The sequence below is a fragment of the Corallococcus sp. 4LFB genome (assembly GCF_046520365.1).
GTDB lineage: Bacteria > Myxococcota > Myxococcia > Myxococcales > Myxococcaceae > Corallococcus > Corallococcus caeni.
The window spans coordinates 1-12,011 of the sequence record NZ_JBKGHJ010000257.1 but is presented as its reverse complement, the minus strand read 5'-3'; the positions used below and the strand labels follow the sequence as shown (position 1 = coordinate 12,011).

The window sequence follows — 12,011 nt, the reverse complement described above, 5'->3', positions numbered from 1 at the left end:
GCGCGGGGGCGGGCGCGGCGGGCGGCGGGGCGGCGTTCGGGTCGACGATGTCGCTGATGCGTTTGACGACCGTCTTGCCGCTCATGTCCACGACCTTGAACTCCTCCTCCTCCGGGAGCTCGCCCGCGTCCTGCTGCTTGTGCGTGTCCGGCTTGAAGCGCTTCTTCTCCACCGGCTCCTGGCCGCGGTAGTGGCGCAGGATGGCGTGCTCGATTTCGCGGTCGCCCGCCACCATGGGGACCACGCGGGCGCGCGTGCGCGCCGCGACCTGATCCAACGTGGCCAGGTCCGTGGGGTCGGACATGGCCAGCACCAGCGTCTTCCCGTTGTCCTTGAGCTGCACGGGGAAGACGCCCTTCTGCTCGGCGAGCCCCACGTCCACGCGCGAGAGCGCGGCCGCGTCCTTCGTCAGGTTGCCCAGCTGCACGCGCGGCATTCCCAGGCCCTGGCAGATGGCCTGGGTGATGGTCTCCTCGGAGGCCAGGCCCAGGTCCGCGATGACGCGCGACACGCGTCCGCCCCACTGGTCCAGCGACGCGAGCGCGCTGCGTAGCTGCAACTCGTCGATGACGCGCGCCTTGACGAGGATGTCCGCGATGCGATTCCGGGAAGGGGGAGCCATGGGGTGGGGATTCTAGCGTCTGATGGCGCGGACGCTCAGTCCACGTCAATGAACATGCCTGAAGGCATGGGAACATGCCTTGAGAGCAAGGAGGCTTGCCCCATGCAGCCCTTCGCGGACGCCGCCACCCAGCTGTGCCCCTACTGCGGTGAGGAGGTGGAAGTCGACGTGGACTCGCTGGGCGCCTCCACCGAGTCCTACGTGGAGGACTGCCCCGTCTGCTGCCGCCCCTGGCAGGTGCGCGTCACCCGGGACGACGACGGCGCCAGCGTCTTCCTGGGCCGCGACGACGACTGACACCCCGGCGGCGGCCTCCTGGCGGGAGGGCAGGCGAGCGGGCGCGACAGCCCCTTTCCAGGGCTCCAGGACGGCGGGGGCCGTTGCTTGACACGTCCCGAAGCATGGTTCTCTTGAGTCTGTGAGGGCGCTGCCGGGCGCTCCTGGAAACAGGGTCCCGGCCGCCCGCTTCGACAACGACCGTGAACCCGCACAACGTGCGTCCCGTGGGACGTCACGAACAGGAGACGACCATGCTGAACCACCGCAATCCCTACAACGCCGCCGTTGCCCTTCCCCTGCTGCGCGACTTCGACTTCCTCTTGCGCGAGTTGGCGTCGCCGGGCGCCCGCAACGACGCCGAGCGCACCGTCACGCCCGCGGCGGACATCCTGGAGGCCGAGTCCGGCATCACGCTGCGCGTGGACCTGCCCGGCCACGACGCCAAGGCCATCCAGGTGAAGGTGGAGGACGGCGTGCTGACCGTGCGCTCCGAGCGCAAGGCGGAGACCGTTCCGGAGGGGAGCACCCTGCGCCGCCAGGAGCGCGCCTCGGGCGTCTACGCGCGCCAGTTCCGCCTGCCTGACACGGTGGATGCCACCCGCGTGGAGGCCCGCTACGACAATGGCGTGCTCACCCTCACCCTGCCGCGCCGCGAGGAGACCAAGCCCCGCGTCGTCGAGGTGAAGGTCCAGGGTTGATGCACATGCATCAACGCGTCCGATGGATGCCAGGGCATCCACCTATCAGGGAGGCCGCTGCCCTCGCTGCGGCGAGGCGCGGCGACTCCCGCAAGCATCCTTGCGACCCGAGGGCTTCCGCGGTGGCCGGCGGAAGCCCCCGTCCCCTTACTTGCGAGCAGCGCTGGTGTTGAGCGCCAGCGGAACCCGGAACAGCTCCATCACCTGCGTCACGTCCAGCGGCTTGGCCAGGCACGCCACCGCGCCGGCCTGCTTGGACTGCTCCACCACGTCGGGCGTGTGATTGCTCGTCATGGTGATGAGGCGCACGCCCTCCATCTGCTTGCGCGCGCGGATGCGCTTGCAGACCTCGATGCCGTCGATGTCCGGCATGTTGAGGTCGATGATCATCCCGTGCGGCTTCTGCTCCGACACCAGCAGCAGGGCCTCCACGCCGCTCGTCGTCGTCTGGAGCTCCACCTGGTTCGCATGCGGCTTGAACGCGCGCTTGATGGCGTCCAGCACCGGGCGCTCGTCGTCCACGACCAGCAGGCGCACCGTGCTGCTGCCCAGCTCCTCGGGCACGGGCATCTGGTGGGTGACCAGGAAGGTGCGCAGGTCGGTTGAACGCACACGCCGGTGGCCACCCGGAGTCCGGAAGGCCATCAGGATGCCGCGGTCGATCCACTTGCTCACCGTCGACGGGTCCACCTGAAGCAACCGACTGATGTCGTGCGTCGTGTAGAGCTGGTCCGTCATCGCCGTACTCCCCTCGGACTGCATCGTTCCACTAGCCATGGAAATAAACACCTACCTTGAATGCGGGGTTTGATCAACCCACCCTACGACGTGCTGCGTTTACCTGTGCTTCGCATCAGACCCACGGCGTCGTCCCAACGGCCACTGGCACGGAGGCACAGCTCGACCAGCTCACGGGCGGCTCCGTGACCGCCCACGTTCTGCGTAACGAAGTCCGCCTCCTGGCGCACCTCTGGAACGGCATCCGCCGGACAGGCGGAAAGCCCGGAGAGCGACATGGGGTCCAGGTCGTTGAGGTCGTCTCCCATATACGCGCACTGATTCGCGGGTATCTGGAGTTGGGCGAGCAATTCCTGGAGAGCGGGACCCTTCTCCTTGCGGCCCTGGAAGACGGCGGCGAGGCCGAGTTCCCGGCCCCGGGCTTCCACGATGCGGGAGCTGCGCGCGGTGAGGATGGCGGCGGGCAGGCCCACCAGCCGGGCCATGACGAGCGCATGGCCGTCCTTCACGTTGAAGCGCTTCATCACCTCGCCGTTGTCGCCGTAGTACAGCGCGCCGTCGGTGAGGACGCCATCCACGTCGAACACGAGCAGTCGCACGCGCGACGCACGGGACGTCAGCTCTTCCTTACCCGGTTTGGAAGGCGCTTCCGTCTGCATGGCCTCCTCACCTTTCGCGTCCATCAACTGGCTTCGTGACCCAGCGCGCGGCGGATGCTGAGCACATCTCGTACCACGTCCTCGAACATCTGTGGATTGAGCGAGCACGGACCGTCACACAGGGCACGGTCGGGGTCTTCGTGGACTTCTGTGAATAAAGCGTCAATCCCGGCGGCGGCGGCGCTCCGGGCGAGCAGTGAGACGAACCGGCGCTCGCCGCCTGTCTTTCCGTCGCTGGAGGAGGGGAGCTGGACGGCGTGGGTCGCGTCCATGCACACCACGAGGCCGGCCTCGCGCATCTGGGCGAAGCCGCGCATGTCCACGACGAGGTTGTTGTAGCCGAAGGAGGAGCCGCGCTCGGTGACGAGCACGTTGGGGTTGCCCGCCTCCACGGCCTTCCTGGCCGAGTGGACGATGTCCTTGGGGGCGACGAACTGTCCCTTCTTCAAGTTCACCCCCTTGCCCGAGCGGGCCACCGCCTCCACCAGGTCCGTCTGACGGCAGAGGAAGGCCGGTATCTGGATGATATCCACGACTTCAGCGGCAGGCCCGACGTGGCTGGTTTCATGGACGTCCGTGAGAACGGGCACCCCCACCTCCCGGCGGATGCGGTCCAGGATTCTCAGACCTTCCTTCAAACCCGGTCCGCGGAAGGACTTGCCGCTGGTCCGGTTGGCCTTGTCATAGGAACATTTGAAGGCATACGGGACGCCCAGCCGGGCGGTGATGCCCTTGAGCAGGTGGGCGTGGCGCAGGGCCATCTCCTCGGACTCGATGCTGTCCGGGCCGGCGATGACGAAGAGGCGCTGGCCGGGGCCGACCTTGTGGCCGCACAGCTCGATGGAGGGGGTGTTGCTCATGCGCGCACCGGGGTGGCGGGGGCCTGGGTCCGGTGGGCGTCCCGCTGGGCGAGCGCCGCGCCGATGAAGCCGGAGAACAGGGGGTGGGGGGCGAAGGGCTTGCTCTTGAACTCCGGGTGGAACTGGCAGCCGACGAAGTACGGATGGTCCGCCAGCTCAATCATCTCCACCAGGTTCAGCTCCGGGTTGTGGCCGGAGATGACGAGCCCGGCCTCCTGGAGGCGGCCGCGGTAGGCGTTGTTGACCTCGTAGCGGTGGCGGTGGCGCTCCTGGATGGACTCCTGGGCGTAGAGCTTGTGCGCGACGGTGCCGGCCTTGAGCGCGCACGCGTAGCTGCCCAGGCGCATGGTGCCGCCCTTGTCCTGCACCTTCACCTGGCTCTCCATGAGCGTCACCACGGGGTGCGGGGTGTGCTCGTCGAACTCCAGGCTGTTGGCGCCCTTCAAGCCCAGCACGGTGCGGCTGAACTCCACCACGGCCATCTGGAGGCCCAGGCAGATGCCGAAGAAGGGCAGCTTGTTCTCCCGCGCGTAGCGGACGGCGGCGATCTTCCCTTCGGTGCCGCGCACGCCGAAGCCGCCGGGCACGAGCACCGCGTCCACGCCCGCGAGCGTCTTCTCCGGCCCCTGCGCCTCCACGTCCTGGCTGTCCACGAAGCGCAGCTTCACGCGCACGTCGTTGGCGATGCCGCCGTGGAGCAGGGACTCGTTGAGGCTCTTGTAGCTCTCCGTGAGGTTCACGTACTTGCCCACGATGGCGACGGTGACTTCACCGCGCGCGGGCTCGTAGATTTTGCGGACGATGGTCTCCCACTTCTCCAGGTGGGGGGCGCGGCTCCAGATGTTGAGCACCTCCGCCAGCCGCTCATCCAGGCCCTGGCGGTGCAGCTCCAGGGGCAGCTCGTAGATGCTGCGCACGTCCGGGGACGTGAACACGTTGCCGTTGTCCACGTTGCAGAACATGGCGATCTTGTCCTTCAGCTCGCGCGAAATCTCCCGGTCGGTGCGGCACAGGAGGAAGTCCGGCTGGATGCCGATCTCGCGCAGCTTCATCACCGAGTGCTGCGTGGGCTTGGTCTTCACCTCGCCCGCGGCGCCGATGTACGGCAGCAGCGTCAGGTGGATGTAGACCGCGTTCTGGCTGCCCACGTCGTAGCGCATCTGGCGGATGGCCTCGAGGAAGGGCAGGGACTCGATGTCGCCCACCGTGCCGCCGACCTCCACGATGACGACGTCCACGTCCTGGGCGGCCTGGCGGATGCTGGCCTTGATCTCATCCGTGATGTGCGGAATCACCTGGACCGTCTTGCCCAGGTATTCACCCCGGCGTTCCTTGGTGATGACCGCGTTGTAGATGCGGCCGGACGTGAAGTTGTTGAGGCGGCTCATCCGGGCGTGGGTGAACCGCTCGTAGTGGCCCAGGTCCATGTCGGTCTCGCCACCGTCCTCGGTGACGAACACTTCGCCGTGCTGGAAGGGGCTCATCGTGCCCGGATCCACGTTGATGTAGGGATCCAGCTTGATGAGGGTGATGTCCAGCCCGCGGTTCTCGAGGAGGGCGCCAATGGATGCGGAGGCCAGTCCCTTCCCCAGCGAGCTGACCACGCCGCCCGTCACGAAGATGAACTTGGTTTTCTTGGAGCGCATGTCCCTTCCTGCCAAGAGGGCCAGGGGGCGTCAAATAATCTCTGCCGGCTGGACGCCCGGCTGGCCCCGCCCCGCGGCGTCAGCCCTTCACTGCGCGTCCCAACCGCCAGGGCGGGCGACCGCGAACTGCTGGGCGGTGGGCTGGCCCACGCGGAAGCGCCGCAGGTCGCACCCCCGGCAGCTCCAGCCCTCCCAGCCTTTCTTCACCACCTGGTGCAGGCAGGCGTCGTAGTTGGGACAGAAAAGATTGCGCTGGTCATCCACCGTCTCTTCATCACGGAGGGCGGAGGGCAGGGGAATGGGACACGGCGTGATGGACACGGCAGTTCTCCGGCAGGCGACCCAACGGTCGTGGATGGCGCTTCCCCCCGGCGGCCACGAACCGGCGGGGGGACAGGACATTCCCGGTGGGGAAGGGGGACAAAAAAAGTCGCCCCCGCCGGCAAAGGCAGGGGCGACTCTGTACCGCGGGCGTCACTTCCGCCGGGCAGACACCGCGTTAGCAGGCCACCGCGACGGAGGTGGACGCCTTGGTCTTGCTGTCGTTCAAGGCATCACCTCCTTTCTTGCGGCAGCAGAGATAATGCGTGCCCCCATTTCGCGCCACGAAGACCTCAGGGGCCCGGGGCCCGTCCGGGGGACGAGCGTTCAGGCGGCGACGACCTGGCGCTCCACGAGGCGGCGGTAGAGGCCGTCCTGCGTCATGAGGCTGGCGTGGGTGCCGCTCTGCACCACGCGGCCGGACTCCAGCACCAGCACGCGCTGGGCGTTGGCCACGGTGGACAGGCGGTGGGCGATGATGAGCGTGGTGCGGCCCTGCATCAGCCTGTCCAGGGCGTCCTTGACCAGGTGCTCGCTCTCCGCGTCCAGGGCGGACGTCGCCTCGTCCAGGATGAGGATGCGCGGGTCCTTGAGCACGGCCCGCGCGATGGCCACGCGCTGCTTCTGGCCGCCCGACAGCTGCACGCCGCGCTCGCCCACCTCCGTGCGGTAGCCGTCCGGGAAGCGCTGGATGAAGTCGTGCGCGTTGGCGGCCCGGGCGGCGGCCTCCACCTGCGCGTCGGTGGCGTCCGGGCGGCCGTAGCGGATGTTGTCCGCGATGGAGCAGGAGAAGAGCAGGGGCTCCTGGGCGACCATGCCCACGTGGCGCCGCAGCCAGCTGGGGTCCAGGGACGGGAGGGGGCGGCCGTCCAGCAGCAGCTGGCCCTGGAGCGGATCATAGAAGCGGGACAGGAGGGCGGCGAGGGTGGACTTGCCCGCGCCGGAGGAGCCCACCACGGCGACGACCTCGCCGGCCTTCAGCGTGAGGTCGATGCCCTGGAGCACCGGCACGTCCGGGCGCGTGGGGTAGGCGAAGTGCACGTCCCGCAGCTCCACGCGGCCCTCGATGGTGGCGGGGCGCTCGCCTTGCGTGGCGGGGATGGCGGGCGCGCGGTCCATCAATTCGAAGACGCGCTCCGCGGCGCCCGAGGCGCGCATGAAGTCCGCCCAGAGGTCGGCCAGGGAGCCCAGGGAGACGGCCACGAGCATGGTGTAGATGAGGAACGAGGTGAGGGAGCCCACGGAGAGCTCGCCGTTCACCACCAGCCGGCCGCCGTACCAGAACACCACCACCGCGGAGACGTAGCCCGCGCTGGAGGCGCCTCCCATGAAGGCGGCGGACTGGCGCGCGCGGTGGCGGGCGACCTCGTAGGCGTGGCGTACGGTGTTGCCGTAGCGCGCGACCTCCGACGGCTCCGCCGCGAAGGAGCGCACGGTGCGCAGGCCGGACAGGCTCTCCTCGGCGACCTCGCTGGCCTTGGCGAGCGCGTCCTGCACGTCGCGAGACAGCCCGCGCACGCGCCGGCCGTAGACCATTCCGCCCACGACCACGAGGGGCACGATGGCGAGCATCAGGAACGTGAGCGACGCGGAGGTGTAGAAGAGCAGCACGATGCCGCCCAGGACCTGCACGGCGTTGCGCAGCCCCTGGGAGATGTTCACGCTCACGGTGTTCTGGAGCACGGTGGTGTCGGAGGCGAGCCGGCTGGTGAGCTCTCCGGTGCGGTGCGTGTCGAAGAAGGCCACCTCCTGGTCCATGAGGCGCTGGAAGAAGTCATGGCGCAGGCGCATGACCACGCGCTCGCCGGCGGTGCTGAAGAGGTAGTAGCGCAGGGCGGTCGCGACGCCCTGGACCAGGAAGACGGCCAGCATGACGAGCGCGGCCTTGTCGATGAGGTCGCGGTTCTTCGCGTTGAGGGCCTCGTCGATGAGGATGCGGACGCCCTGGGGGTACACGAGGCTGGCGCCGCTGCTGATGAGCAGGAAGACGGTGGCGAACAGCAGCGCGCCGACCTCGGGGCGGGCGAGGGCCAGCAGGCGGCGAGCCGTGACCCCGGAGGGGCGGCGGGATGTCGGAGCGGTGACGGAGGGAGGCACCGGCGGAGCCTACTGGACTGTCGGGGGGCGCGCAGCCTGCCTGGTGACGCAGGGCCGGGATGCAGGCGGGAGGCCCGGGTGGTATTCCGGAGGGGTTCCAGGAAGCGTTCCACGCGAGGAGGGGCCATGGAGAAGCGCGTCTTTGGCAACACCGGGGTGGCGGTGCCCGTCATCGGACAGGGCACCTGGCAGATGGAGGACGACGACGCGGAAGGGGCCATCCGCGCGCTGCGCGCCGGGTTGGACCTGGGGCTCACGCACCTGGACACCGCGGAGCTCTACGGGCACGGCCGCGTGGAGGAGACGCTGGTGGCGAAGGCCATCGCGGGCCGGCGCGACGAGGTGTTCCTCGTCTCCAAGGTGATGCCGTCCAATGCGACGCGCCGGGGCGCGGTGGCCGCCTGCGAGCGCAGCCTGAAGCGGCTGGGCACGGACCGGCTGGATTGCTACCTGCTGCACTGGCCCGGCTCCCACCCGCTGGAGGGCACGGTGGAGGCCTTCGAGGAGCTGGTGGCGGCCGGGAAGATCCGCTCCTGGGGCGTGAGCAACTTCGGGGTGGAGGACCTGGAGGAGGTGCTGGCGCTCGCGGGCAAGGGCCGCATCGCGTGCAACCAGGTGCTGTACCACCTGGAGGAGCGCGCCATCGAGCACGCCGTCGTCCCGTGGTGCGAGTCCCAGGGCGTGGCGGTGGTGGCCTACAGCCCGTTCGGCAACGGGCGGTTCCCGTCGCCCACCAGCGCGGGCGGCAAGGTGCTGGCGTCCATCGCGAAGGCGCATGGCGTGACGCCCTTCCAGGTGGCGCTCCAGTTCCTCGTGCGCCGGCCGTCCATGTTCGCCATCCCCAAGGCGAGCGACGTGGCGCACGTGCGCGACAACGCGAGCGCGGCCTCGCTGAAGCTCACGCAGGAGGAGCTCCAGCGCATCGACGCGGCCTTCCCGAAGGGCGTCGAGCCGGACGAGCTGCCGGTCATCTGACGCCGGCGCGCTCGCGCAGCACGGCCTCCACGCGGGCCACGTCCTCCGGCACGTCCACCGCCACCGTGCGCCAGGACACCTGGGCGCAGCGGATGCGCAGGCCGTGCTCCAGGGCGCGCAGCTGCTCCAGCTTCTCCGCCTCCTCCAGCGGGGTGGGCTCCAGCGTGGCCAGCTGGAGCAGCGTGTCCCGCCGGTAGCCGTAGAGGCCCAGGTGGGCCCAGCGGCGCACGGGCGTGCCGGGTTCGCGGGCGTGCGGCACCGCGGCGCGGCTGAAGTAGAGCGCGTCGCCGTTGAGGGCGAGCACGGCCTTCACCACGTTCGGGTTGTCCACCTCCGCCGCTTCCAGGGGGCGCACCAGGGTGCCCATGTGCACGGCGGGGTCCTGGAAGAGGCCCGCCAGCACCTGGAGGGCGGCGGGGTCCACGAGCGGTTCGTCCCCCTGCACGTTCACCCACACGTCCACGTCCGGGCGGGAGCGGGCCACCTCCGCGATGCGGTCCGTGCCGGTGGGGCAGGCGGGGCTGGTCATCACCGCGCGGCCGCCGAAGCCCTCCACGACGTCGCGGATCCGCGCGTCGTCGGTGGCCACCCACACCTCGTCGAAGGCGCTGGCCTCCTGACAGCGGCGCCAGACGTGTTCGACCATGGGCGTGCCGGCGATGAGGGCGAGCGGCTTGCCAGGGAAGCGGGTGCTGGCATGGCGGGCGGGGATGACGGCCACGGTGCGGGAGGCGGGCATGGGGCGGCATCTATCAGATTCAGGACGCCTCGCCGCGTCCGGGAGGCGGGTGACCGTTGCCTACCACTGGCCAGAAATGGCGCCGTGCCTAGGTTCCGGGGCGACATGAAGAAGGTCATCCACATCGTTGGCGCGCGTCCGAATTTCATGAAGGTGGCTCCCATCCACCGGGCCATCTCCGCGCGCGGGTCCCTGCAGCAGCTCGTCATCCACACCGGCCAGCACTACGACGCGAAGATGAGCGACGTCTTCTTCGCGGACCTGGGGCTGCCTCCGCCCGAAATCCACCTGGGCATCGGCTCCGGGAGCCATGCCGAGCAGACGGCGAAGATGATGGTGGAGATGGAGAAGGTCTTCCTCCAGGAGAAGCCGGACCTGGTCTCCGTGGTGGGAGACGTGAACAGCACCATCGCCGCGGCGCTGGTCACGTCCAAGCTGGCCATCCCGCTGTCCCACGTGGAGGCGGGCCTGCGCAGCTTCGAGCGGCACCAGCCGGAGGAGATCAACCGCGTCGTCACCGACCGGCTCTCCGACCTGCTGCTCACGCCGTCGCGCGACGCGGACGCGAACCTTTTGAAGGAGGGCATCGACCCGAAGCACATCCACCTGGTGGGCAACGTGATGATCGACTCGCTCCTGTCGTCCAAGGAGAAGGCCGACCAGCTGCCCACGCTGAAGACCCTGGGCCTGACGCCCAAGGGCTACGTGGTGGCGACGCTGCACCGGCCGTCCAACGTGGACAACCCGAAGCTGCTGGCGGGCCTGCTGGGCGTGCTGATGGACGTGGCGAAGCAGTTGCCCGTCGTGTTCCCGGTGCACCCGCGCACGCGCAAGATGATTTCCGAGCAGGGCCTGGGCCCGAAGCTGGAGCAGACGCCGGGGCTCAAGCTGGTGGACCCCATGGGCTACCTGGAGTTCCTGTCCGTCACGTCGCAGGCGAAGCTGGTGATGACGGACTCCGGCGGCCTGCAGGAGGAGACCACGGCGCTGAACGTGCCGTGCCTCACCATGCGCGAGCAGACCGAGCGCCCCATCACCGTGGAGGTCGGCTCCAACGAGGTGGTGGGCACCGACCCCGCGCGCATCCGCGAGGCCGCGAACCGCGTGCTGGCCGGCGACTTCAAGAAGGGCCGCGTGCCGGAGCTGTGGGACGGCCGCACGGGCGAGCGCATCGCGGACCTGTACGCGCGCTTCCTGGGCGTGGCGGAGACGAAGCGCGCCTTCGGGTGAGCGGACGCGTCGCGTGAAGCAGTCAGGCCGCCGGGTGCTCGCGTCTTCGTGCGCGGGGGCCGGGCGGCCTTCGCGTTTCAAGGCGTGGTAGAGCTTCAGGCCCGCCATGCTTGAAGACGCCGACAGCGCTCCGGCCGTGCCCGACGGTTACGTGGACATCCCGTTCGTGGTGGAGCCGAACTACGCGGGGTGGCGGTTGGACCGCTACCTCTGCGAGAAGATCCGCCGCATGGACCTGGAGCGCGTGCGCGGCATCATCCTGCGCGGCGTGCTGTGCGACGAGTACCGGCTCAAGCCCTCCACGCCCGTGTACCCCGGGCTCACCTTCCGCATCCGCCGCCCCGCGAGCCAGGAGCCCGTGACGCCCACGGCGCTGCCCGTCGTGTTCTCCGATGACTGGCTGCTGGTGCTCGACAAGCCGGCGGGGCTGCCCATCCACCCCACCGCGCGCTACCACAAGGGCACGCTGGTGACGCTGCTGCGCGAGCGCTTCGGTGAGCGCTTCGCGGAGCCCGCGCACCGGCTGGACCGCGAGACGAGCGGGCTGGTGGTGTGCGGCCGCACCACCGAGTCCTGCCGCGTGCTGGGCGGGCTGTTCCTGTCGCGCGACGTGCACAAGGAGTATCTGGCGCTGTGCGAGGGCCAGCCCTCCGAGGACACCTTCGTCGTGGACGCGCCCATCGCGGAGGGCACGGACCTCATCCGCATCGCCGTGCGCATCGACCCGGTGGTGGGCAAGCCCAGCCGCACGCGCTTCCAGGTGCTCCAGCGCTTCACGCAGGGCGGTGCGCCGTTCGCGCTGCTGCGCTGCTTTCCGGAGACGGGGCGGCAGCATCAGATCCGCATCCACCTGCGCGAGGCGGGCTTCCCGCTGGTGGGGGACAAGATGTACGGGCCGGACCCCGGCTACTTCGACCGCTTCAGCAAGCACACGCTGGAGCCGGAGGCGTGGGCGCGGCTGCGGCTGCCCCGGCACGCGCTCCACGCGGAGCGCATCACGTTCCCGCACCCCGGCACCGGGGAGACCGTCACCTTCGCGTCGCCGCTTCCGGATGACCTGAAGGACTTCATCGCCGGGAAGGCTCCGGCCTCCTAAGTAGGCCGCCAGAAGTTCCGAGACAAATTCCGGCCGCATGCCCAGCTTCCA

The 12,011-nt window shown here is 69.4% G+C and carries 13 protein-coding genes; 5 read left to right on the top strand and 8 right to left on the bottom strand.

Annotated elements, in window-relative coordinates; genetic code table 11:
• The coding region (locus ACLEQD_RS25055) for a hypothetical protein (protein WP_410387384.1) at nucleotides 1-622 on the bottom strand (622 nt) is incomplete at its 3' end.
• A gap of 102 nt (nucleotides 623-724) precedes the next feature.
• Here ACLEQD_RS25055 and ACLEQD_RS25050 point away from each other — a divergent pair.
• Both ACLEQD_RS25050 and ACLEQD_RS25045 read left to right on the top strand, forming a co-directional pair.
• Nucleotides 725-919, top strand: a complete 195-nt coding sequence (locus tag ACLEQD_RS25050) for a CPXCG motif-containing cysteine-rich protein (RefSeq protein ID WP_410387382.1) — start codon at nucleotides 725-727, stop codon at nucleotides 917-919.
• Nucleotides 920-1,152: 233 nt separating this feature from the next.
• Nucleotides 1,153-1,599: an Hsp20/alpha crystallin family protein gene (locus ACLEQD_RS25045; RefSeq protein ID WP_410387380.1), complete on the top strand. Its 447-nt coding sequence runs from the start codon at nucleotides 1,153-1,155 to the stop codon at nucleotides 1,597-1,599.
• 147 nt (nucleotides 1,600-1,746) lie between these two features.
• On the opposite strand, the gene ACLEQD_RS25040 is transcribed toward ACLEQD_RS25045, so the two are convergent.
• The 6 genes from ACLEQD_RS25040 to ACLEQD_RS25015 form a co-directional block, all read right to left on the bottom strand.
• Entirely contained in the window at nucleotides 1,747-2,376 is a 630-nt protein-coding gene (locus tag ACLEQD_RS25040) for a response regulator (RefSeq protein ID WP_043321054.1), read from the bottom strand.
• A 44-nt stretch (nucleotides 2,377-2,420) separates the two neighbouring features.
• Nucleotides 2,421-2,996, bottom strand: a complete 576-nt coding sequence (locus tag ACLEQD_RS25035; protein WP_410387388.1) for a KdsC family phosphatase — start codon at nucleotides 2,994-2,996, stop codon at nucleotides 2,421-2,423.
• A gap of 23 nt (nucleotides 2,997-3,019) precedes the next feature.
• Nucleotides 3,020-3,856 carry a 3-deoxy-8-phosphooctulonate synthase gene (gene kdsA, locus ACLEQD_RS25030; protein ID WP_410387378.1) on the bottom strand — a complete coding sequence of 279 codons (837 nt, stop codon included), beginning with the start codon at nucleotides 3,854-3,856 and terminating at the stop codon, nucleotides 3,020-3,022.
• Nucleotides 3,853-5,502: a CTP synthase gene (locus ACLEQD_RS25025; protein WP_171415386.1), complete on the bottom strand. Its 1,650-nt coding sequence runs from the start codon at nucleotides 5,500-5,502 to the stop codon at nucleotides 3,853-3,855. The genes kdsA and ACLEQD_RS25025 overlap by 4 nt, the downstream gene beginning before the upstream one ends.
• 87 nt (nucleotides 5,503-5,589) lie before the next feature.
• Complete coding sequence (locus ACLEQD_RS25020; protein ID WP_120560722.1) at nucleotides 5,590-5,823, bottom strand: hypothetical protein; 234 nt, start codon at nucleotides 5,821-5,823, stop codon at nucleotides 5,590-5,592.
• 327 nt (nucleotides 5,824-6,150) lie between these two features.
• A complete protein-coding gene (locus tag ACLEQD_RS25015; protein WP_410387376.1) occupies nucleotides 6,151-7,920 on the bottom strand; it encodes an ABC transporter ATP-binding protein in 1,770 nt (589 codons plus the stop codon).
• A 126-nt stretch (nucleotides 7,921-8,046) separates the two neighbouring features.
• Between ACLEQD_RS25015 and ACLEQD_RS25010 the strand changes: the two genes are divergently transcribed.
• Nucleotides 8,047-8,895, top strand: a complete 849-nt coding sequence (locus ACLEQD_RS25010) for an aldo/keto reductase (protein ID WP_410387374.1) — start codon at nucleotides 8,047-8,049, stop codon at nucleotides 8,893-8,895.
• Here the strand turns inward: ACLEQD_RS25010 and kdsB are convergent.
• On the bottom strand, nucleotides 8,888-9,634 hold the full coding sequence (gene kdsB / locus ACLEQD_RS25005; RefSeq protein WP_410387372.1) for a 3-deoxy-manno-octulosonate cytidylyltransferase: 747 nt from the start codon (nucleotides 9,632-9,634) through the stop codon (nucleotides 8,888-8,890). The two genes, ACLEQD_RS25010 and kdsB, sit on opposite strands and share 8 nt — an antisense overlap.
• A gap of 105 nt (nucleotides 9,635-9,739) precedes the next feature.
• Between kdsB and wecB the strand changes: the two genes are divergently transcribed.
• Nucleotides 9,740-10,864 carry a non-hydrolyzing UDP-N-acetylglucosamine 2-epimerase gene (gene wecB, locus ACLEQD_RS25000; RefSeq protein WP_410387386.1) on the top strand — a complete coding sequence of 375 codons (1,125 nt, stop codon included), beginning with the start codon at nucleotides 9,740-9,742 and terminating at the stop codon, nucleotides 10,862-10,864.
• A gap of 106 nt (nucleotides 10,865-10,970) precedes the next feature.
• Entirely contained in the window at nucleotides 10,971-11,960 is a 990-nt protein-coding gene (locus ACLEQD_RS24995) for an RluA family pseudouridine synthase (RefSeq protein WP_410387370.1), read from the top strand.
• Nucleotides 11,961-12,011 lie beyond the last annotated feature (51 nt).

Coding starts and splice junctions, on each gene's coding strand:
- ACLEQD_RS25050 (WP_410387382.1), top strand. CDS start 725: ATGCAGCCCTTCGCGGACGCCGCCACCCAGCTGTGCCCCTACTGCGGT.
- ACLEQD_RS25045 (WP_410387380.1), top strand. CDS start 1,153: ATGCTGAACCACCGCAATCCCTACAACGCCGCCGTTGCCCTTCCCCTG.
- ACLEQD_RS25040 (WP_043321054.1), bottom strand. CDS start 2,376: ATGGCTAGTGGAACGATGCAGTCCGAGGGGAGTACGGCGATGACGGAC.
- ACLEQD_RS25035 (WP_410387388.1), bottom strand. CDS start 2,996: ATGCAGACGGAAGCGCCTTCCAAACCGGGTAAGGAAGAGCTGACGTCC.
- kdsA (WP_410387378.1), bottom strand. CDS start 3,856: ATGAGCAACACCCCCTCCATCGAGCTGTGCGGCCACAAGGTCGGCCCC.
- ACLEQD_RS25025 (WP_171415386.1), bottom strand. CDS start 5,502: ATGCGCTCCAAGAAAACCAAGTTCATCTTCGTGACGGGCGGCGTGGTC.
- ACLEQD_RS25010 (WP_410387374.1), top strand. CDS start 8,047: ATGGAGAAGCGCGTCTTTGGCAACACCGGGGTGGCGGTGCCCGTCATC.
- kdsB (WP_410387372.1), bottom strand. CDS start 9,634: ATGCCCGCCTCCCGCACCGTGGCCGTCATCCCCGCCCGCCATGCCAGC.
- wecB (WP_410387386.1), top strand. CDS start 9,740: ATGAAGAAGGTCATCCACATCGTTGGCGCGCGTCCGAATTTCATGAAG.
- ACLEQD_RS24995 (WP_410387370.1), top strand. CDS start 10,971: ATGCTTGAAGACGCCGACAGCGCTCCGGCCGTGCCCGACGGTTACGTG.